Below are 19,912 nucleotides of genomic sequence, written 5' to 3' on the forward strand. Positions count from 1 at the left end.
TTTCACGGCGGTGCGGGAATCAGCGAGCGAGAGCGATGACTTCCACTTCGATCTGCCAGTCGGGCTGGGCGAGGGACGACACTTCGAGCAGGGTGTCGGCCGGGTAGGGCTCGCTGAGGAACTCCTCGCGGAGCTCGATGAGCTTGTCGAGATTGGCGGCCATGTCGGTGACGAAGATGCCGACCTTCACCACGTCGTTCAGGTCGGCGTCGGCCTGCGCCAGAACTCGTTGGATGTTGGCGAACGCCTGCCGCCCTTGCGTCAGGAAGTCGTCGGAGACGGTGCGTCCCCGCTCGTCGATCCCGGTCTGCCCGGACACGTAGATGACGCCGTTCGCCTTGATCGCCTGCGAAATCTTGTACGGCTCATACCAATCGGGGGTGGTGGCGATCTTCTCGATGCGCGGCGTGGTCATGACCATCTCCTCAGTGATTGTATGTGCATGCAATAAATGTAGGTGCATGCAGATGTTGTCACTACCGGGGCTTCGCTGTCAACACCGGAAGATGCCAGGGGCTGGGTCGGCGTTCCGAGGTCCCGTTACAGTCGGCAGGCTGCCGGCGTGATCGAGGAGGATCTGCGATGCCGGCACCGCCCGCCGGTGAACCCGTCGACCGAGGTTGTTCCAGTCGCACCGTCCGAGGCACAGGCAATGGAAACTGAGACAATGAGTTTCCGGCTGGCGGCCTACGCCTTGTGTATCGAGGATGGGCAGGTATTGCTTGTCCGCCACGTGTCGCCGGAAGGCGAGAGCAACTGGACTCTCCCGGGTGGCAAAGTCGAGCACGGGGAGGATCCGCTCGATGCGGTAACCCGGGAACTCACCGAAGAAACCGGCTACCGAGGCAGCGCCGAACGCCTGCTCGGCGTGGATTCCCGGGTTATCCCCGCGTCCGCCGCCCGCGCCGGAACCGAGCACCAGAACGTTGGCGTCTTCTACCGAGTCCGCATCACCGGCGGTCGGCTTCGGCCCGAGTCGAACGGTGAAACCACCGAGCCGACATGGATTCCCAGCCTCGACGTCGAACGCCTGCGCCGATCGTCATTGGTCGACATCGGTCTCGCCCTTGCCCGAACGCTTCCGGCAACCGGTCATGTCGCTTCCGTGCCGGTGGGCGGGTTGATTCAGCACTGACCTGCTGCCCGCACTCCGGCGGCTTGCCGGGTCAGTCGAGGATGGCGTAGGCCTCTACCTCGACGAGTACGTCGGGTTCGAAGAGGTAGTCGACGCCGATTGCCGAGATGGGGGGTAGGGGTTGAGGGAGGGCGAGTTCTTGGGTGACGCGGTCGATGCCGGCTACGAAGTCGGGGTATTTGTCGGGGGTCCAGTTCGTGACGAAGAAGCGGAGGCGGACTACGTCGGCGAAGGTTGCGCCGGCGCCGGCGAGGCCGCGGGCGGTGTTGCGCATTGCTTGGGCGACTTGGCCTGTGAGGTCGCCGGTCGCGACCGGGTTGCCATCGGCGTCGCGGGCTATTTGGCCGGCTATGTGCACGTGACGGGTGCCGGTGCTGATGGAGACGTGGTGGTACGGAACGGGTGTGAACATGCCGTCGGGGGTCAGCAGTTGCACTGCCATGGGGGTGTTCCTTTCACGGTCGGGGTAGGTATCCGATGTCTACCTGGTGGCCCGAGGACACTTCAACGAGACTAGGTGTCGTGCAGGAAACCACCCTTCCCCATTCGGACAGCCAGCAACTCACCGACCAGCACCGTGAGTTGCTGGACCAGATGCTCGACAAGTGGTCGCTGCATGTCCTCGACGCGCTGTGTGGAAGCCCGTTGCGTTTCAACGAACTTCGTCGGGCGATCCCGGTGACACAGAAGTCACTCACGACCACGCTTCGGCGACTGGAGCGCAATGGGATGGTCGAACGGGTCGTGACGAATACGCGCCCGATCGCCGTGCAGTATCGGATCTCACCGCTGGGTAAGTCGTTACAAGATCTGATCGACGCCCTGCTGCGCTGGTCCACCGTCACGTTGCCCGATGTGGAGCGCGCACGGGCGCGCTTCGACGACCAGGCGGAAGCCGAGCAAGAGCGAACGCGGTGAGACAGGTCGGCGAAAGCGGCTGCGTCCCTGCGACATTTGCTGACAAGCTCTAGAAACGCCGACTATCGCGTGATCCGCACTTCGACGGTGCACATCCAGTTACCCTGAGGTGATGCGATTCCGGTTTCGTCACTATGCACTGACCGTACTCGCCGCTGCCGCGTCGACGATGCTGCTATGCACGAACTCTGCTGCGGCCCCGCCGATTCGCCCGGTCGCCGCGCCGCTGGACGGAAATTTCCTCTGGGGTGTCGCAGCCTCCGGATTCCAGTCCGAGGGTCACGCGCCGGACAGCAATTGGACGCGCTACATCCCCAAACACCCCGATTACGACGCATTGCACGATTCGGTCGACTTCTACAACCGGTACGAATCGGACATTGATGCGGCCGCCGCGCTCGGTGTGCAAGTGTTCCGGGTCGGGATCGAGTGGGCCCGGGTGCAACCCGCGCCAGGAGTCTGGGACGAAGAAGCGTTGCGCTTCTACGACGCCGTCCTCGCGGCCATCGCGCGAGCGGGAATGCGACCGATGATCACCCTCGACCACTGGGTTTACCCGGGCTGGGCGGTCGATCGCGGTGGCTGGCGCAACCCGGGCATGGTCGATGATTGGCTGGCCAATATGCGTACGGTGGTCGATCGCTACGCCTTCCGTAATCCGCTGTGGGTCGCGGTGAACGAGCCGGCCGCCTATGTCTCGCACGAGGTGCGCCGGGGCGCCGCGGAGGCCGGTGAGATGCTGGATCGGCTTGCGCAGGCGCACAACGCGATCTACGACCACATCCATCACGTGCAGCCCGGTGCCCAGGTGACCAGCAACGTCGGTTATGTCGCAGGCGCGGAGGGCGAGGTCAACGGGTCGTTCCTCGATCGCATCGGCCACCGGCTCGACTACGTCGGCATCGACTATTACTTCGGCTACGACCCGGTGCAGTCACTGCTCGGCGCCGTCACCAGAGCCACCGGATCCGCCATTCCGAGCCTGCCGGGCACGAATATCTGGGATCTGCCCTTGCGGACCGAGGGCATTTATTACGCGCTGCAACACTATTCGCGCCGCTACCCGGGTAAACCGCTCTACATCGTCGAGAACGGCATGCCGACAGAGAACGGCCGGCCAAGGGCCGACGGCTATTCCCGCAGCGATCACCTGCGCGACACCGTCTATTGGCTCCAGCGCGCCAAGGCCGACGGCATGAATGTCATCGGCTACAACTACTGGAGTATCACCGACAATTACGAATGGGGCAGCTACACACCACGATTCGGGCTCTACACCGTGGATGTGCGTACCGACCCCGCTCTCGTGCGCAGGCCCACCGACGCGGTCGGCGCCTACACGCAGCTCGTCGCCGAGGGCGGTGTGCCCGACGGCTACCGTCCCACCCGCGGCCCGGCACCCTGCTTCCTGGTCGACCCGCCGGCCAGCTGCCTGAGCCCCGTCGGGGTCCCGTAACAAGGCTTCAGTTTTCGGCGGCTCGATATCGCCGCCGGGCCGTAGCCGCCTACCGTCGAGAAGTAGTGACCCACATCACAAGAGCTATCTGTCAGGGATCGCGACGCCGTCCGGTTCAGGAGGTGTACGCAACCAGATAGGAGCTCGCCATGAAGCATCGCATTGTCGTCCTCGGAGCCGGGTACGCCGGAGCCATCACCGCCGGTCGCCTCGCCAAGCGGCTGCACCGCGACGACGTCGAGATCACGCTGGTCAACGCCGATCCCGAGTTCGTGGAGCGGGTACGTTTGCACCAGCTCGCGAGTGGCCAAGAGCTGGCGTCCCGGCCGCTGCGCGACATGTTCGCGGGCAGTGGGGTGCAGGTCCGGGTGGGCAGGGTCGACGCGGTCGACGTCGACGGCAAGACCGTCGATCTCACCGATGAGCACGGCGCCGCCACCCTCGGCTACGACAGTCTCGTGTACGCCTTGGGTAGCACCGTCGCCGACTACGGCATCCCCGGTGTCGCCGAGCACGCCCACCACGTCGCGGGTAAGCAGGCCGCGCTGCGGCTGCGCAAGCGCCTGACCGAGTTGACATCGGGTGAGACCGTGCTGGTCGTCGGCGGCGGCCTGACCGGTATCGAAGCGGCCACCGAGATCGCCGAGGCCCGCCCGGACCTCCGGGTCGCGATCGCGGCCCGTGGTGGCGTCGGCGACTGGCTCAGCGACAAGGCCCAGCGCCACCTGAGTCGAACCTTCGAACGGTTCGGCATCGCGGTCTACGAGCACGCCGATGTCGTGCGCGTGGTGGCGGACGGAGTGGTCCTCGCGGCAGCTCCGGCGGAGTCGGGCGGCGCGAACACGCGGAATGCGGCGCCGGTACGAGACACCACGAACCGGATCCCAGCCCAGCTGACCGTCTGGACAGCGGGTTTCGCGGTCCACCCGATCGCCGCCGCCACCACCCTCGAGGTGTCCAAGAGTGGCCAGATCGTCGTCGACGGCACCCTGCGCTCGGTGTCGCACCCCGACGTCTATGCGGTCGGCGATGCAGCGTTCGCGGTGGGCGTGGGCGGCCGGCCACTGCGGATGGGTTGCGCCACCGCATCTCCGATGGCCTGGCAAGCCGCCGATGCCCTGGCTGCCCGCTTGACCGGGCGCAAGGTTCCCGAGGCCCCGATCGGCTATGCCAGCCAGTGCGTCAGCCTCGGTCGCCGCGACGCCATCGTGCAGAAGGTGACGCCCGACGATCAGCCGACGTCCACCGTCCTCACCGGCCGGATCGCTGCCCGCGTCAAGGAGCTGATCTGCTCGGGTGCGGCGTGGAGCGCCGCCCACCCGACACTGGGGATGCCGAGCCGCCGCCGTCACCTCGCGGCCCGCGTGGTGGAGACCGACCTCGTCGCTCGGTGACCGGACCCGTTGTGGGGAAGCCGAAGCCACCGGTCCGCGTGCAGCGGACCGGTGGCCGAGCTTCAGTCTGCTGATCTGTAGTCGGCCGGATCTTCGGCGAATGTTTTCTGCATCTTTCGCGAGATCCATTGTCCGGCGGTGGTTACCCCGAATGTTTCGTGGGCCTCACCCGCGAACGAGCCGATCGGGTCGATCGCCGCATCATGATCAGGCAGATAGAAGAATGGAATCGACAGTCGTGACGACGTATTACCGATTTCGGGGTTGATCACCCGATGCATGGTCGATACCCAGCGGCCCGCTGTCCACAGCGCCATCAGATCGCCGATATTGACAATGAAACCGCCGGGAACAGTCGGGACGTCCTGCCATTCGCCGGTACCGTGCCGCACCTGAAGTCCGCCGATGTCGGTGTCCTGGTAAAGGATGGTCAGGCTGCCCCAGTCGGTGTGCGCGCCGCGGCGCAATTGCCCGGGTAATGGCGAATGGTGTTGCGGGAAGTAGTAGTTCACGGCCACCGAGGACACGTGGTTGTCGAATATTCGGTCGAAGAAGTGTTCCTCGAGGTCGAGTGCCAGCGCGAACAATCGCATGAGATCGCCGGCCAGCTCCGTCATGGCGGCGATGTACTCGTGCCAGGTGCTCTCGAAATTCGCGGGAACAGTCGGCCATACATTGGCCAATTTCCAGGACGCCCAGTAGTCGCCGAGGCGGTGACGTTCCGCATCGGGCAAATCGCCGGTGACATGCGCTGAGAAGACTTCGCACAGGTCGGGCGGGGTCTTCAGGTCCAGGCTGTGCGCAGTCGACCCGCCGAGACGCCGGAAGCCGGATACCCCGGGCCGGTGCGCGACAAGTTCTTTCACGGCATCGGGCATGGTGAAGAATTCTCGATTCGTCGCACACATCCGCTCGATGAGCTCGGCAGGCACCCCGTGACCCAGGATGGTGAAGAAGCCGGAGCTCGCGCAGGCTCGATTGATCGCTTCGGCAATCTTTTTGCGGCCTGCCGCATTGCCTCTGGATGACAAGTCGATCACCGGGACAAACCCGTCGACCATGGTGACGGCCTGCTGTTCCACCATCGGACACCTTTCTCGAATACGGGCGAGTTGTGTTGTGCCATCGACATTTCAGACCATGGCGCGTCGAGTATCCGCAGATCGAGCGTGCGCTGTACCCAGGAGCGAATACAGGCGCGAATTTCCGCCGCGCGCAGGGCGGACGCGTGCGAGGAAGTTCCACCTCGAACCTCTTCGATGCGCAGATCGTGCACTCGTACGCAGCACTGTGTAGCCGAACTGAACACAGTCGAGACGAGGAAACATCGATGCCCCTACTGATGGGGGCAAATGCCACTCCCCGCAGTGTTACTCGTTTGTGTTGCTCGTCGCCTCAGGAGCTCGGCTGCGTAACGATCGCCGCCCCATCCACGACGTTCCTGGTGACGCATGGCCTCGGGGGGCCCTGCCCGTCCACGTGCCGGTAATTGGAATGGGGATCAGGACATGGAATTTCGCGAGTTCTTCGCGCGACATCGAATCGCGACCGCCGTCGCGGCGCCCGCGGTGCTCGGGCTGGCGGCGGTCGTGGCCACCACGTTCGCACTGACGTCGACGCCACAGACGCGGGATACGCAGCTCACGTCGTCGGTCACCGAGTGCCACGACATGGTGAGCATCTCGGTGGCGGGCCGCGGGGACACACCCGTCGCGGGGACGACGAAACTGCTGGTCGACGCCGACGGCAAGGAGTTGCCCGCCGCGCTGTCCGGTGACCACAAGAGCGAATGGGTCGACCCGGTCGTCAACGCGCCCAACGGTGCCGTCGAACCCGGCTCCTACGCCGCGATCTACATCGCGTACCCGGCGAACATGGCGACCTACGAGGACGCCGTCAACGCAGGCGCCGCCAATACCGAGCAGGTGATGCGGGAGATCGCGAAGGCCTGTCCGGACACCAAGTTCTCCATCGTCGGCTACAGCGAGGGCGCCGACGTCGTGCGTCGGGTCGCGATGAAGGTCGGGCATCAGGAAGCCGACAAGGACGGGGCCTACGGGATCGTCGATCCGGCCAATGTCGTCGGTGTCGTCATTCTCGCCGACTCCGGTCGCGGAGCCGGTGACGGACCGTTCCCCGGCTCGAAGGATCCCTTCGGCAATCCGGACGGCTTCGACCAGAAGTATCAGAACGGGAAGAACCCGACGCCGGGCCAGGGTGCCCTGCCGGGGACCAGCGGTGATTTCGGCGCCCTGAACGGCAGGATCGCGTCGTTCTGTTCCGACGGCGATCTCACCTGTGCCGCACCGGAGAACATCTCGCTGCTGCAACTCGTGGTCAATGTCGGCAGGCAGATCAATGTCGACGCCCTCGAAAAGGACGGCCTCACACCGGCGACCGGGCAGGACGTCGCTGTCGTGCTCAGCCGCATCGCGCTGGCCGCGTTCGCCGACATCCAGTCGCAGCCGAACTGGCTGAAGAGCGACGAGACCTTCCTGCAGGTGCTGCTGAAGGTGTCGGATCCGGCCTACAAGCCGGGCCAGGCGCCGAAGACTCCGGTGAAGGCCGATGCGATCGCCGCCGACGACATGTCGCCGCTGGCCTACCTGCCGCAGAAAATCCTGAACGAGATCGTCGGCCTCATCGTGACGAACCAGAACACCATCCCGGTGGTGATGAACGATCCGTACAAGCTCACCCTCGGGCCGAACCACACCGGTCACCACTTCGACTACTGGCGCGACGCCGACCCGGCCAACGGAAAGCCGCTCACCTCCGCCGAATACGCGGCCGCCTGGATCACCCACCTGGCCAAGCAGGCGCAGGCGGGCAAGAAGGTCGACACCACCGCCAAGCCGGAAGAAGCGGACCTCGCCGCCGCGTACAAGGCGGCCGCGGCCACCTCGACGCTGCCGACCGCCACGCCGACCAAGAGCGCGACGCCGACCACCACTGCCGCGCCCACCACCAGCAGCACCGCACCCACCACGACGCCGACCACGTCGGCGTCACCGACCACCACCTCTACAGTCGTCCCGCAGTCGACCACCACACCGGCTCCGACCTCGGTCACCCCGACCGAGACCGCCAAGCCGACCACCACCGTGCCGCCCACCACCACGGAGTCCGCGGCACCGAGCACCACCAGCACGAAGTAATAGCCAGCGGACCGTCGGTCCACTGAACCGAGCACCCTGCCCGGCGCACCCACGCGCCGGGCAGGGTTTTCCGTCTGCATCGGCAGCGAGGGCAAGGCCGACGAATGAACGCTCGGCTCGGGCCGAGATCAATAATCGAGTGCCGACCACCCGGTATCGAATTAGGCTCGGGCGCATGCGTTTTCTCGTGCCGTACCACCTCGATGAACACCGTCCGGAACTGGATGCGCCGGTGACGCCGGACGAGGTGATCACGGTGGATCTGCCGGAGGTGGACGATCCATGGGCGCGAATGGCGGTGGTGTACGAGGTTGTCGCGGAAAGGGTTGCGGGGTCTGTCCGGAAGGGCGAGCGGCCGGTGGTGGCGTCGGGTGACTGCACGACCTCGTTGGGGATAGTGGCCGGACTGCAGCGGGCGGGGTTGGATCCCGCGATCGTGTGGTTCGACGCGCACGGCGATGTGCAGACCCTGGAGACCTCCGCCTCCGGGTATCTCGGTGGGATGCCGCTGCGGATGCTGACCGGGTACGGGCGGCAGCTGATCGCGGATCGAATCGGCTTGCGCGACATACCCGAAGAACGCGCTGTGCTGGTCGATGGTCGTGATCTCGATCCGCCGGAGGCGGAGTTTTTGCGCACGGCACGGATCAGGCACCGCACCGTGGCCGACCTGGGTGAGCTGCCGGACGGCCCGATCTATCTGCATCTCGACTGCGATGTGGTCGACCCCGGCGACCTGCCCGGCCTGCTCTTCCCCGCGCCGGGCGGACCGAGTTTGCCGGCGGTCTCCGGCGCGGTGCGCGCGATCGTGGACACGGGCCGGGTGGCCGCCTTCGGTCTGGCCTGCACCTGGCGCGACGACCAGGGTGCCGCCGATCGCATGCGCCCGTTGGTCGATACCGTCTGAAACCTTCGGTCGAGTACGCCGACGCCCCGACGTGCTGTAGCCGACTGGCCTGGTCCAGCCCCGAAAAGTGGATCTGTCCGATCATCGGACCTTCTGTATAAGCTCCCGTTCGATCGAAAGCGAGTGGAGCATGCCAATAACCCGTATATCTGTTCTGTGCCGAGGGATGGCCGCGTGACACGGCGCGGGTGGGCACTGTTCCTCGCGATGGGTGTGATCTGGGGCGTGCCCTACGCGATGATCCGGATTGCCGTCGAGGACTTCGATCCGGTGGTCGTCGCGTTCGCCAGGACATCGCTCGGTGCGCTGGTGCTGTTGCCTATCGCGTTGTACACCAAGGCGTTGGCTCCGGTGTTCCGGCGCTGGCGGCCGCTGCTGCTGTACACGGTGGCTGAGATCGTCGGGCCGTGGTTTTTCATCGGGTACGCGGAGACCACGCTGCACAGTTCGACCGTCGGGTTGTTGCTGGCGGCGACGCCGTTGATCGCGGTGGTCACCGTGACCACACTCGGCCACGACCGCTTCGACCGGCGCCGGTTGACCGGTCTGCTGGTCGGGTTCGCCGGGGTGGCCACGCTGATCGGCCTCGATATCGACCTGTCCAGCCCCGCCGCCCTAGGCGCGCTCGCGTTGACCACCATCGGTTACGCGGTCGGCCCGATCGTCATCAATCGGTCGCTGGCCGACCTGCCACCGCTCGGCGTGGTGACGGCGTCGCTGATCATCGCCGCCGTGGTCTACGCACCGTTCGCCGCATTGCGCAGGCCGACCAGCTATCCCGCCGACGCCACCTTGTCGGTACTCGGCCTCGCGCTGATCTGCACGGCGGCGGCGTTCCTGTTGTTCTTCGCCCTCATCTCCGAGGTGGGCCCGGCCCGCGCTACGGTGATCACCTACATCAACCCCGCGGTGGCCATCGTGCTCGGCGTCGCGGCGCTCGGCGAACCGCTCACGGCGGGCATGGCGATCGGCTTCCCGCTGGTGATCCTCGGCTCCATCCTTGGCACCGCGCAGTCGCGAAACACCGGAGGAGGCGCTGTGCAAAACACCCGCGGCGCCGGAAGCGGCGGTCCAATTACCCGAGAGGTAATCGACGGCGTCCACCGAGCGCGGCCAGAATGATGGCTCGCCGCCGCGATCGGCGGCGGCAGCGAGATCGGAGGGATCGGCCGTGTCGTCGACGACCACAACAACCACCCACGCCGTAGTAGCGGAACTGTTGCGCCGCATCGGTTCCGGCGACGCCGACGCGATCGCCGAGCTGTACGCCGACGAGGTGGACTGGAAACTGGATTGGCCGGCGGCCGAGCACGGTCGCGCCGCGACACCCTGGATCCGGCACCGCTCGACCGGCGCCGAATCCGCCGCGCACTTCCGCGCGATCGCCGAGCATCACGTGCCCGAACAGGCGGCGACCGAGATCGAACGCGTCCTCGTCGACGGCGACCACGCGGTGATGCTCGGCGAGATCCGGCAGACCGCGCGCAGCACCGGCCGCGCCTACCGCGCCCGCTTCGCGCTGCACCTGACCGTCGAGGCGGGACTGATCACCAGGCATCACGTGTACGAGGACAGCCTCGCCGTCGCGCAAGCCTTCGAGGCCGACGACTGATCCCCCGGCGCGATCTGGATGATGTTGGGGTGGCAGGAAATAGGAGCACCCCGGCAGACGTGGACAGCACCCGTGACGCATACGACGGCATCGCGGAGATCTATACGGAGTTCGTCGAGAACCACCTGGCCGGCCAGCCACACGACCGCGCCATGTTGGGAGTGTTCGCGGAACTGTTGCAGGCCAACGGTTCCGGTGCCGTCGCCGACGTCGGTTGCGGACCGGGGCGGCTCACCGCACACCTGCACACCCTCGGTGTGCCCGCCTTCGGCATCGATCTGTCGCCGGAGATGATCGGCATCGCGCGGCGCCGGTACCCGGAGCTGTCCTTCCACGAGGGCACGATGGAACAGCTGGCCCTGGCCGACGGCTCGTTGCGCGGGCTCGTCGCGTGGTACTCGATCATCCATCTTCCGCCGGAACGAGTCCCGGATGTGTTGGCTGAGTTCAATCGGGTATTAACGGTGCAAGGGCACGCGTTGCTGGCATTTTTCGCGACCGACACCCCCGACACGGTAGAAGCGTTCGACCACAAGGTGACTCGCGCCTACCGGTGGGCACCGGAGCGGCTTGCCGCACTGTTGCGGGACGCCGGGTTCACGGTGCACACCAGGATGGTCCGGGAACCGGATCCGGGCGAGCGGTTCCCACAGGGCTATTTACTGGCAGTGAAGGTTCGGTGAAGACCGGGCGGTCACCGCCCGGGCCAGGTAAGTTGGTGGTGTCGCGCAGGATTCATGGCTGCGCGCGGGCCCGCCCGACAACGTGGTCGATTCGTTTGCAACCACACCACTGTCGTCAGGGGGCGACCACACCATGGACCTCATCGCACCGATTGATGCCGTCTTCCTGCTCGCCGAATCCCGCGAACACCCGATGCACGTCGGCTCGCTGCAACTGTTCGAGGCGCCCGAAGACGCCGGGCCCGACTTCGCCAGGCTGACGCACGAGAAGTTGCTGGCGTGCAAGGACATTGACTCGACTTTCCGTAAACATCCGGCCACCCTGTTCGGCGCGCCGCAGCTGGCCTGGACCAAGGCCGACGACGTCGAACTCGAGTACCACGTCCGCCGCCTCGCGGTACCGCGCCCCGGCCGGATGGATCAGCTGGTGGAGCTCGCGTCCGGCTTGCACAGCACCCTGCTCGACCGGCACCGCCCGCTGTGGGAGATCTACCTCATCGAGGGCCTCGCCGACGGCCGCTTCGCCGTCTACTCGAAGATGCATCACGCGTTGATCGACGGCGTCTCCGCGCAACGGGTCATCCAGCGGACCTTGACCAACGATCCGAGCGCGACCGAGGCCAAGGTCCCGTGGAACCTACCGAGGACGCCGCGCGAACCCGCCGCGGAGTCGACCGGTGGGCTGCGTGGCGCGGCCCGAAACGTGTTGTCGGCGGCCGCATCCGGGCCCGCCCTGCTGCGGACCGCGCGCTCGATTCTGGTCGAGCAGCAACTGACCATGCCGTTCGAGGCGCCGCGCACCATGTTCAACGTGCCGATCGGCGGCGCCCGCCGCACCGTGGTCCGGTCCTGGCCGCTGGAGCGGATCAAGCAGGTCAAGAAGGCCACCGGGTCGACCATCAACGACGTGGTGCTGAGCATGTCCGCCGGTGCGCTGCGCGCCTACCTCGCGGAACGAGACGAGTTGCCGGACAAGCCGTTGATCGCCATGGTGCCGATGTCGTTGCGCAGCCCGGACGACGTGGAGACCAACGGCGTGAAGGTCGGTGCGGCGCTGTGCAATCTCGGCACCGACATCGCCGACCCGCTGGAACGGCTGCGGGTGGTGAGCGAGTCGATGCGCAAGAGCAAGGAGGTGTACGGCTCGCTGTCGAACCTGCAGACGATGGCGCTGTCGGCCCTGATGGTCAGCCCGATCGCGCTCAGCCTGCTGCCCGGCCTGGTGCCGCTGACCAATCCGCCGTTCAATATCGTCATCTCGAACGTGCCTGGCCCCCGCGAACCCATGTATTGGAATGGTGCTCGTCTCGACGCCACCTACCCGATGTCCATCCCGTTCGACGGCCAGGCTGTGAACATCACGCTGACCACCAACGCGGACAATCTCGACTTCGGTCTGGTGGGCTGCCGGCGCAGCGTCCCGGAACTCCCCCGCCTGCTCGACCACCTCGAAGACGCGTTGACCGCGCTGGAGGAAGCCGCCGTCTGAAAGAGGCCTGCCGAGCAAAACTAGAACGTGTTACTGTCAGATGATGGTGCACAGACCAGTCGAGGAAGCCGCGGCCGCGACACGGCGATACCCGCGGCTCGCGGCCGATTCGACGCGTCTGGGTTCGAGCGTGAGCTGACGAGCACCGCGGACAACTATGTAACTCGTTCTAGGACAAGCTGCTGCTCGTCGTTCGCGGCGGCGGAGCAGTGAGGGAGACCAGCACGCCATGCGTACCGAAATCTGCGAACGGCTCGGGATCGAATTCCCCATCTTCGCGTTCACCCACTGCCGCGACGTGGCGGCCGCGGTCAGCAATGCCGGCGGGCTCGGCGTGCTCGGTGCGGTCGGCTTCACCGCCGAGGAGCTCGAGGTCGAGCTGGCCTGGCTCGACGAACATGTGCACGGCGTGTACGGCGTCGACCTGGTGATTCCGAGCAAGTACGAGGGCCAGGGCATCGACGGCCTGACCCCCGAAGAGCTGGAAGCCAAACTGGCCGAACTGGTTCCGCACGGCCACCGGGATTTCGCCGAGAAGATCCTGGCCGACCACGGTGTGCCCGCGCTGCCCGACGGCGAGCGGCACAACCAGCTGCTCGGCTGGACCGCGACCACCGCGGCCCCGCAGGTGGAGGTGATCCTGCGGCACCCGAAGGCCAAGCTGGTCGCCAACGCACTCGGCACCCCGCCGGACGACGTGATCAAGCAGGTGCAGGACTCCGGCCGGCTCATCGGCGCGCTGTGCGGCTCGGTGAAACACGCGCTCAATCACAAGAACGCGGGCCTGGACTTCGTCGTCTGCCAGGGCACCGAGGGCGGCGGGCACTGCGGCGAGATCTCCTCGCTGGTGCTGTGGCCGCAGGTGATCGACGCCGTCGGCGACCTGCCGGTACTCGCGGCGGGCGGCATCGGCAACGGCCGCCAGGTCGCCGCCGCCATGGCGATGGGCGCGGCGGGCGCGTGGACCGGTTCGCTGTGGCTGACCGTCGAGGAGGCCAATGTGCCGCCCGCCCAGATGCAGACCTACATCGACGCGTCCAGCCACGACACCGTGCGCTCGCGGTCGTGGACCGGCAAGCCGTGCCGGATGCTGCGCAACGACTGGACCGACGCCTGGGAGCAGGCCGACACCCCCGACCCGCTGCCCATGCCGCTGCAGATGATGGTGGCGCTGGACGGCGTCAAGCGCGGGCACCGCTACCCGGAGGCGGCCAAGGACGTGAACTTCAATCCGGTCGGTCAGGTGGTCGGCATGATGACCAAGGTCGAGCGCTCCGCCGATGTGGTGAATCGGCTGATCCAGGAGTACGTCGAATCCTGCGACCGCCTCAATAAACTCAACGGCGGGCTGTAGTCACTCCAGCCAACCCTTGTCGCGCAGCACCGGGTCGGTGATGCCGCCCGCGCAGGCCAGCTGGTCGGTATCCCACCCGGCCAGCTCGGCACCGTTCGAGTAGACGGACTGGAAGAACTCGAGCGCGGCGCCGACCGGGTCGGCGGTCGCGCGGGCGGCGTCGTACGGGTAGTACGCCGAGTGGCCCGCGCCCGCGGTGATCCAGTGGGCACCCTCGGGGGTCAGCGCACGGTCAGCCAGGCCGGCGGGCTCGGGTGCGGTGTAGGAGTAGAACGTCGGCTCCGGCACCTTGTCGTCGCCGAACCAGAAACCGGAGCTGATCACCTCGCGCGAGTACGCCTCGCGGGTCACCGGATCCACCGTGTCGGGCATCTCGATGTGTCGCGGCGAGAACCGCTGCACCGCGATATCGAAGGTGTGCCAGAACAATTGGACCGGGCTGATCTTGCCGGAGAAGGTCGCGCTGAACTCCTCGAGCACCCGGCCGACCTGGCTCTGTACCTGAAAAGCGTGACGCGCCTTGTCCGGATCGTAGTCACGATGTTCGTCGTCGTCCTCGAACGGCCGGTGCGCGTCCGGCAGGTCGAACGGGTACGGGTGCGCCAGCACGACATCCACGTCCAGGTCGCGCAGGCCGTTGCGCACGGCGCCGTAGAAGGTGGCCACCGACTGGTCGACGAGATCGATCTCGACCTGGGTGCCCTGATCGGTGGCGATCCGCAGCACGTGATCGAAGAAGTCGAACGCGCAGGTGAAGACCGGCCCGTTGCGGGCGGACCCGAGCGGGACCGTGGTCCAGCCGCGGGCGGTGAGCCGGTAGGTCATGTGCCACCAGTGGTTGCGCCGGACGCCCTTGGCCAGCGCCACCTTGCCGACGATCTGGGCGAAGCGGTGCAGTGTCTCTTTGGTCGGCCGCCAGGAGTCCAGCGGAATCGCGGGCAACGGCTCGAATGGCACGGTCATGAGAAAACGGTACGCCGCCGCGACCACCGGGCCCGCCACCGTCACCCGGCAAGGCCGGCGGCGGGCCGGCGTCCAGCCGGTCACCGGCTGGTTCTTCGATGCCGAGCACGTCCGAGCGGACGACTCGGGAATCGGATCGACGGCTTGGATCAGCCAATCCCTCGGTCGCACTGTCTCAGACAGCATAAGGTAGGCGGGTGCGGCCGACACAGCGGTGGAAGAGATCGGGCACCAACGGCCGCAGACGAGTACGCCGAACTTCGGCATGACCCCGGCATCGACGGCCGCACCGTCGATCACCGCAGTAGCAGCACGAGGAGAATCCCCATGACGCCCTGGATCATCGCCGCCGCTGGCTTGTTCGCACTCGGTCTCGTCGCAGTGGCCGTGCTGATCGGGTTGCGGCGCTCGGCCAAGACCGCGATCGCCGGTGGCGGCAGCTCGCTCACGCCGGTGCGCGCCGACAAACTCCAGCGTTTCGTCGAGAACACAGCGGGCTTCGTGGTCACCACCGCACACACCTTCGACGCGTCACCGGAGCGCGTCTGGGCCGCGCTCGACACCAACGGGTTCTTCTCCTGGCTGCCGCTGATCAACGGCATGCGCTACCCCGACCAGGACCGCGGCGTCGGCGCCACCCGCGTCTTCGACGGCTTTCTGGTCGCAGGCGCGGAACAGGTCGTCGCCAGGGAGGAGGGGCATCGGCTCGCGCTGACCGCGACCACCTCCTCGGTGCCGTTCGCCGTCAAGTCGATCGCCGAGGAATATGTGCTCAGCCCAACGGATTCCGGCGCGACCACGCTCACCTGGACGCTGGCCGCACAGCCACGCCTCGGGTGGCTGCTGCCGTATCAGCTCTTCGCCCCACTGGCCCGGCCGTTCGCGCGGTGGAGCCTGCGCGGGCTCGCCAGTCGCCTCTGAGCGCTCAGGCCGCGGCGCCGTCCGCGCCGAAACCGGGCAGCCAGCGCGCGACCAGCTCGACGAACGGTCCTTCCGCGTCGAGCTGGGCGCACACCCCGACGACGCCGGCGAAGACGCGTCCGAGCATAGCCAGCTCGGGAATCTCGGCGGGCGCCTTGACCGCTCTGGTGTTGGCCAGCGACACATTCTTCATGTCCAGCGCGCGAGCGGTGTGCCCCTGCAACAGTTCTCGGCTGATGTGTACGCTCTCGCCACTGATCTGCGCCACGATCGGCGCGACCAGCCGCTCGATCGGGCCGAGCTCCAGCGTGTGACCGGGCCGCACGAAGCCGTTGTCGCGCAGCACGATCGCCAACTGTGCATAGTCTTCGCGCACCGCACAGCGAGCCAGCTCACCGATCACCGCCGGAATGCCCGCGGGCAGCGCGATCGACGCGCCGAAATCGATGATCCCGAGGCGCCCGTCGTCGAGCAGCTGGAAGTTGCCCGGATGCGGATCGCAATGCAGATACCCGGCTCGCACCGGCGAGGACAGCGAGAATTCTATGAGCAGCCGCCCCGCTCGGTCGCGCTGCTCTTTGGTGCCGTCGGCGATGATCGCGGCCAGCGGGGTGGCCTGCAGCCACTCCGTGACAAGCACTTTCGGTGCGCTGGCGATCACCCTCGGCACCTGAAAGGCCGGGTCACCGGCGAAAACCTTGGCGAAGCGGCGCTGATGGTCGGCCTCGATCCGATAGTCGAGTTCGTCGGCGGTGCGGTCGATGAACTCCGCGATCAGCGCCTTGGTGTCCGCGCCCGGCATCATGAGACCGAAAGCGCCGGAGAACATCTGGAGCATCTTCAGGTCCGACATCAGTGCCGCGTCGGCGCCCGGGTACTGCACCTTCACCGCGACCGTGCGCCCGTCGCGCCAGACGGCGCGATGCACCTGCCCGATGCTGGCCGCGGCGACGGGCTTGTCGTCGAACTCGGTGCAGCGCTCGCGCCAGCGCGAGCCGAGTTGTTCGGCGAGCATGCGGTGCACGGAGCCGGTCGGCATCGGCGGCGCCTGCGACTGCAGCTTGGTGAGCGCGTCGCGGTAGCGGTCGGCGAAGCGGGGCGGAATGCTGGCCTCTGCCACGCTCAACGCCTGGCCGAGTTTCATGGCGCCGCCCTTGAGTTCGCCGAGCACAGCGAACATCTGGTCGGCGGCCTTGTCGATGAGCTCGTCATCGAGGTCGTCGCGCGACGCGCCGGTCATGATCGCGCGCCCGGTCGCGGTGACCCGGCGGGCCATGATGCTCATCGGCAGGCCTGCCAACTTCGCCGACCGCGCCAACCCGTTACGCCTGCTGCCTGCCATGGTTCCCTCGCTTCGTCGCGTTGCCCTTCAGCCTATTCTGTCTGGGACAGTGAGACAATGGGGCAATACGGTCGGATGAGTCGCAGCGACCGCGCGAAACAGCGAGGAATATCGGGGACGCGGACGCGGACGACGCCGTCAGGCGGTCGCCGCGTGCCCGTTGTCGGCTTGCTCGTGCGTCGCGCCGACCAGCTCGTCGAAGCGCAGGATCACCCGCTCGTGGTACATCCCGAACAGATCCTCGAACAGCGCGACCTGTGCGTCCGACGGCCCGGAACCGGAGTCCCACACCGCCGCGAGCGCCCGCCAGACCAGCACGTGCAGGTCCGGCGCGCCCGCGAAGAACGCCTCGACCGCCTCCGGCACCTCGAGCACCATCTCGCCGATCGAGTTCATGATGGCCCGCTGCATGGTGAGCCCGAGCGCGGTGAGCAGCCTGCGGACCAGTCCGACCTCGATGGCCAGGATCTGGCGCAGATCCGGATCGTCCTGTCGGGCAATGGCTTCCAGCTTGTCGATCTCCGCCTTGAGGACGGCCTGATCGATCGCCTGCTCGCTGCCGGTGTAGGCGAGCAGCGTCTCCATCACGATGCCGCGCTCGACATCGACGATGTCGCGGAACATCTCGGTTGCGACATCGGGCATCGGAATCGAGAACCGGAACAGCTGCCGATACACATCGACGCCGCCTGCCTCGCGGACATCGCGGATGGTGAAACCCTTGCCGCGGCGCGCCTCGACGAATCCGTTCGTCTCCAGCCGTCCCAGCGTCAGCTGCGCGGTCGCCCGGTTCATGTCGAACTCTTCGGCCACCTGCCGCACGGACGGCATGAGATCCCCCGGCTGATACTCCCCCGCGGCAACCCGGCGTGCCAACTCATCGGCAACGTCGGCGACTACCGTCTGGGATCCCATCGAAGTCACCTTTCGACTACGTTCGAATACGTCCCAGACAGTCTAAGGCCTACTGTGCCAGACTGCACGTGTGTAACACTGGTCGGCGCACAGTGTGAGGTGAGTCATGGCGATCCGGCGCAGCGGCGACAGTTCAGACGAGAGTTCAACGAGCAGGCGCTCGCGCCTTTTCGCGTCGAGGTCCGACGGCAAACCCCCAGTTCGCACCGCTGTTCGCAATGCGAAGCTCGCCGCACTGCCGTTGGCCTTCGCCGGTCGGCAGGCCGCGGGCGTTGGTAAACGCGCCCTCGGCAGATCGTCCGAAGAAGTCAATCGAGACATCCAATTGCGCACCGCCCAGCACATGTTCGAGGTACTCGGCGAGTTGAAGGGCTGCGCGGCGAAACTCGGTCAGCTGCTTGCGATTTACGAATTGGCCCTGCCGCCGGAGCTGGCCGAACCGTATCGGATCGCGCTGAGCCAGCTGCAGGACGCGGCCCCCGCCATGCTGCCGCGGACCGTGCACGAGGCCATCGCGGCCAGCATGGGTGCGGACTGGCGCGACAGCTTCCGGGAATTCGACGATCGACGGGCGGCCGCGGCCTCGCTCGGCCAGGTGCATCGCGCGGTGTGGCACGACGGCAGGGCCGTGGCGGTCAAGGTGATGTACCCCGGTGGTCGCCAGGCGGTGGAGGGTGATCTGGAGCAGCTGCGCCGGATCTCGCATCTGGCCACCGTCTTCCTGCCCGGCGCCGACGTCAAGGCGGTCACCGAGGCGATCTGTGACTGCGTCCGGGAGGAACTGGACTACGCGGCCGAGGCCGAGTATCAGCGCGCCTTCGCCGCGGCCTACGCGGACGACCCGGACTTCTACGTGCCCGAGGTGGTCGCGCAGTGCGGTGACGTGCTGATCACCGAGTGGGTCGAGGGCACTCCGCTCACCAGGATCGTGGCCACCGGTGCGCAGGCCGAGCGCGATCGGGTCGGCATGCTGATGCTTCGTTTCGTCACCTCGGGCTGGGGACGGCACGGGTTGCTCTACGCCGACCCGCATCCCGGTAACTTCCGGGTGCTGCCCGACGGGCGGCTCGGCGTGGTCGACTTCGGTGCCTGCTGTGCTTGGCCGCCCGAGGGTTTCGAGGAACTGGCGATCGACTACTGCAAGGCCTTCTTCACCGGCGGCGGGCCGGAGCAGCTGGCGGCGGCGACCCGGCGGCACGGCTTCGTCACCCTCGGCCGCGCGTTCGACAGTGACGCGCTCTTCGCCGTTGTCGAACCGTGCAGCGAGCCCTTCAAGCACGCGACCTATCGGATGACGACGCCGTGGCTGCGCAAGCAGGTGCTGCGCACCACCAATCCGCGGCTGTCGAATGTGGTGCGGGAGATGACGATGCCCGCCTACTTCACGCCGTTCGCCCGGGCCGCGCTCACGCTGGTCGGCGTGCTGAGCCAGCTGGAGACCGAGGGCCCGTACCGCGAGGAGATCCTGCGCTGGATGCCGATACTGGCCGAGGCGCTCGGCACGGTCGAGGATCCCGCCCCGGACCGGCCGGTGGACTTGGCCGCGGTGCGCGAGCAGCGCGCCGAGGCCGCGAATCGCCAGATGTCGGTCGGCTGAGCAGGCACAAACTCCCGCCGCCGCATCAAGGGGCGAGGTCAGGTAGCCAGACGATCTGTCTCAGACAG

Annotated in this window: 19 protein-coding genes; 13 read left to right on the top strand and 6 right to left on the bottom strand. The window is 66.8% G+C overall.

What is annotated here, in order from left to right:
* Nucleotides 1-19: 19 nt before the first annotated feature.
* Entirely contained in the window at nt 20-415 is a 396-nt protein-coding gene (locus ACIHA7_RS24885) for a RidA family protein (RefSeq protein WP_397293365.1), read from the bottom strand.
* Nucleotides 416-562: 147 nt separating this feature from the next.
* Between ACIHA7_RS24885 and ACIHA7_RS24890 the strand changes: the two genes are divergently transcribed.
* Nucleotides 563-1,135 (top strand): NUDIX hydrolase, encoded by a 573-nt coding sequence (locus ACIHA7_RS24890; RefSeq protein WP_397293366.1) that lies wholly within the window; start codon nt 563-565, stop codon nt 1,133-1,135.
* Between the two features lie 31 nt (nt 1,136-1,166).
* On the opposite strand, the gene ACIHA7_RS24895 is transcribed toward ACIHA7_RS24890, so the two are convergent.
* The gene (locus tag ACIHA7_RS24895; protein WP_397293367.1) at nt 1,167-1,577 is read right to left on the bottom strand and encodes a RidA family protein; all 411 of its coding nucleotides are present in this window, start codon (nt 1,575-1,577) and stop codon (nt 1,167-1,169) included.
* An 80-nt stretch (nt 1,578-1,657) separates the two neighbouring features.
* Here ACIHA7_RS24895 and ACIHA7_RS24900 point away from each other — a divergent pair, with 80 nt between their 5' ends.
* The 3 genes from ACIHA7_RS24900 (at nt 1,658) to ACIHA7_RS24910 (ending at nt 4,903) form a co-directional block, all read left to right on the top strand.
* Nucleotides 1,658-2,053, top strand: coding sequence for a winged helix-turn-helix transcriptional regulator (locus ACIHA7_RS24900; protein WP_397293368.1), 396 nt, complete (start codon nt 1,658-1,660; stop codon nt 2,051-2,053).
* A 112-nt stretch (nt 2,054-2,165) separates the two neighbouring features.
* Nucleotides 2,166-3,509 carry a family 1 glycosylhydrolase gene (locus ACIHA7_RS24905; RefSeq protein ID WP_397293369.1) on the top strand — a complete coding sequence of 448 codons (1,344 nt, stop codon included), beginning with the start codon at nt 2,166-2,168 and terminating at the stop codon, nt 3,507-3,509.
* A 149-nt stretch (nt 3,510-3,658) separates the two neighbouring features.
* Nucleotides 3,659-4,903 carry an NAD(P)/FAD-dependent oxidoreductase gene (locus tag ACIHA7_RS24910; RefSeq protein WP_397293370.1) on the top strand — a complete coding sequence of 415 codons (1,245 nt, stop codon included), beginning with the start codon at nt 3,659-3,661 and terminating at the stop codon, nt 4,901-4,903.
* A gap of 62 nt (nt 4,904-4,965) precedes the next feature.
* Here the strand turns inward: ACIHA7_RS24910 and ACIHA7_RS24915 are convergent, their stop codons facing one another.
* Nucleotides 4,966-5,988 carry an isopenicillin N synthase family dioxygenase gene (locus tag ACIHA7_RS24915; RefSeq protein ID WP_397293371.1) on the bottom strand — a complete coding sequence of 341 codons (1,023 nt, stop codon included), beginning with the start codon at nt 5,986-5,988 and terminating at the stop codon, nt 4,966-4,968.
* A 423-nt stretch (nt 5,989-6,411) separates the two neighbouring features.
* Between ACIHA7_RS24915 and ACIHA7_RS24920 the strand changes: the two genes are divergently transcribed.
* The 7 genes from ACIHA7_RS24920 to ACIHA7_RS24950 all read left to right on the top strand — a co-directional run bounded on the left by ACIHA7_RS24920 (nt 6,412) and on the right by ACIHA7_RS24950 (nt 14,106).
* Nucleotides 6,412-8,061 carry a cutinase family protein gene (locus ACIHA7_RS24920; RefSeq protein ID WP_397293372.1) on the top strand — a complete coding sequence of 550 codons (1,650 nt, stop codon included), beginning with the start codon at nt 6,412-6,414 and terminating at the stop codon, nt 8,059-8,061.
* A gap of 175 nt (nt 8,062-8,236) precedes the next feature.
* A complete protein-coding gene (locus ACIHA7_RS24925) occupies nt 8,237-8,968 on the top strand; it encodes an arginase family protein (RefSeq protein WP_397293373.1) in 732 nt (243 codons plus the stop codon).
* Between the two features lie 174 nt (nt 8,969-9,142).
* Entirely contained in the window at nt 9,143-10,090 is a 948-nt protein-coding gene (locus ACIHA7_RS24930) for a DMT family transporter (protein ID WP_397293374.1), read from the top strand.
* 49 nt (nt 10,091-10,139) lie between these two features.
* The gene (locus ACIHA7_RS24935; protein WP_397293375.1) at nt 10,140-10,580 is read left to right on the top strand and encodes a nuclear transport factor 2 family protein; all 441 of its coding nucleotides are present in this window, start codon (nt 10,140-10,142) and stop codon (nt 10,578-10,580) included.
* A gap of 29 nt (nt 10,581-10,609) precedes the next feature.
* Nucleotides 10,610-11,263, top strand: a complete 654-nt coding sequence (locus ACIHA7_RS24940; protein ID WP_397293376.1) for a class I SAM-dependent DNA methyltransferase — start codon at nt 10,610-10,612, stop codon at nt 11,261-11,263.
* A gap of 133 nt (nt 11,264-11,396) precedes the next feature.
* On the top strand, nt 11,397-12,752 hold the full coding sequence (locus ACIHA7_RS24945) for a wax ester/triacylglycerol synthase family O-acyltransferase (RefSeq protein WP_397293377.1): 1,356 nt from the start codon (nt 11,397-11,399) through the stop codon (nt 12,750-12,752).
* 229 nt (nt 12,753-12,981) lie between these two features.
* A complete protein-coding gene (locus ACIHA7_RS24950) occupies nt 12,982-14,106 on the top strand; it encodes an NAD(P)H-dependent flavin oxidoreductase (protein ID WP_397293378.1) in 1,125 nt (374 codons plus the stop codon).
* Here ACIHA7_RS24950 and ACIHA7_RS24955 read toward each other — a convergent pair whose 3' ends face one another.
* Nucleotides 14,107-15,069, bottom strand: a complete 963-nt coding sequence (locus tag ACIHA7_RS24955; RefSeq protein ID WP_397293379.1) for a DUF5996 family protein — start codon at nt 15,067-15,069, stop codon at nt 14,107-14,109. It lies immediately after the preceding gene.
* A 327-nt stretch (nt 15,070-15,396) separates the two neighbouring features.
* On the opposite strand from ACIHA7_RS24955, the gene ACIHA7_RS24960 reads away from it, so the two are divergent.
* Nucleotides 15,397-15,990, top strand: coding sequence for an SRPBCC family protein (locus ACIHA7_RS24960; protein ID WP_397293380.1), 594 nt, complete (start codon nt 15,397-15,399; stop codon nt 15,988-15,990).
* 4 nt (nt 15,991-15,994) lie between these two features.
* On the opposite strand, the gene ACIHA7_RS24965 is transcribed toward ACIHA7_RS24960, so the two are convergent.
* Nucleotides 15,995-17,332 carry an ABC1 kinase family protein gene (locus ACIHA7_RS24965; RefSeq protein WP_397293381.1) on the bottom strand — a complete coding sequence of 446 codons (1,338 nt, stop codon included), beginning with the start codon at nt 17,330-17,332 and terminating at the stop codon, nt 15,995-15,997.
* Nucleotides 17,333-17,470: 138 nt separating this feature from the next.
* Nucleotides 17,471-18,247, bottom strand: a complete 777-nt coding sequence (locus ACIHA7_RS24970; RefSeq protein ID WP_397293382.1) for a GntR family transcriptional regulator — start codon at nt 18,245-18,247, stop codon at nt 17,471-17,473.
* 106 nt (nt 18,248-18,353) lie between these two features.
* Between ACIHA7_RS24970 and ACIHA7_RS24975 the strand changes: the two genes are divergently transcribed.
* Complete coding sequence (locus ACIHA7_RS24975; protein ID WP_397293383.1) at nt 18,354-19,844, top strand: ABC1 kinase family protein; 1,491 nt, start codon at nt 18,354-18,356, stop codon at nt 19,842-19,844.
* The last annotated feature ends 68 nt before the right edge of the window (nt 19,845-19,912 follow it).

Source organism: Nocardia sp. NPDC052316 (genome assembly GCF_044547795.1).
In the GTDB taxonomy this organism is placed as follows: domain Bacteria; phylum Actinomycetota; class Actinomycetes; order Mycobacteriales; family Mycobacteriaceae; genus Nocardia.

Coding starts and splice junctions, on each gene's coding strand:
- ACIHA7_RS24885 (WP_397293365.1), bottom strand. CDS start 415: ATGACCACGCCGCGCATCGAGAAGATCGCCACCACCCCCGATTGGTAT.
- ACIHA7_RS24895 (WP_397293367.1), bottom strand. CDS start 1,577: ATGGCAGTGCAACTGCTGACCCCCGACGGCATGTTCACACCCGTTCCG.
- ACIHA7_RS24905 (WP_397293369.1), top strand. CDS start 2,166: ATGCGATTCCGGTTTCGTCACTATGCACTGACCGTACTCGCCGCTGCC.
- ACIHA7_RS24910 (WP_397293370.1), top strand. CDS start 3,659: ATGAAGCATCGCATTGTCGTCCTCGGAGCCGGGTACGCCGGAGCCATC.
- ACIHA7_RS24915 (WP_397293371.1), bottom strand. CDS start 5,988: ATGGTGGAACAGCAGGCCGTCACCATGGTCGACGGGTTTGTCCCGGTG.
- ACIHA7_RS24920 (WP_397293372.1), top strand. CDS start 6,412: ATGGAATTTCGCGAGTTCTTCGCGCGACATCGAATCGCGACCGCCGTC.
- ACIHA7_RS24925 (WP_397293373.1), top strand. CDS start 8,237: ATGCGTTTTCTCGTGCCGTACCACCTCGATGAACACCGTCCGGAACTG.
- ACIHA7_RS24945 (WP_397293377.1), top strand. CDS start 11,397: ATGGACCTCATCGCACCGATTGATGCCGTCTTCCTGCTCGCCGAATCC.
- ACIHA7_RS24950 (WP_397293378.1), top strand. CDS start 12,982: ATGCGTACCGAAATCTGCGAACGGCTCGGGATCGAATTCCCCATCTTC.
- ACIHA7_RS24955 (WP_397293379.1), bottom strand. CDS start 15,069: ATGACCGTGCCATTCGAGCCGTTGCCCGCGATTCCGCTGGACTCCTGG.
- ACIHA7_RS24960 (WP_397293380.1), top strand. CDS start 15,397: ATGACGCCCTGGATCATCGCCGCCGCTGGCTTGTTCGCACTCGGTCTC.
- ACIHA7_RS24965 (WP_397293381.1), bottom strand. CDS start 17,332: ATGGCAGGCAGCAGGCGTAACGGGTTGGCGCGGTCGGCGAAGTTGGCA.
- ACIHA7_RS24970 (WP_397293382.1), bottom strand. CDS start 18,247: ATGGGATCCCAGACGGTAGTCGCCGACGTTGCCGATGAGTTGGCACGC.
- ACIHA7_RS24975 (WP_397293383.1), top strand. CDS start 18,354: ATGGCGATCCGGCGCAGCGGCGACAGTTCAGACGAGAGTTCAACGAGC.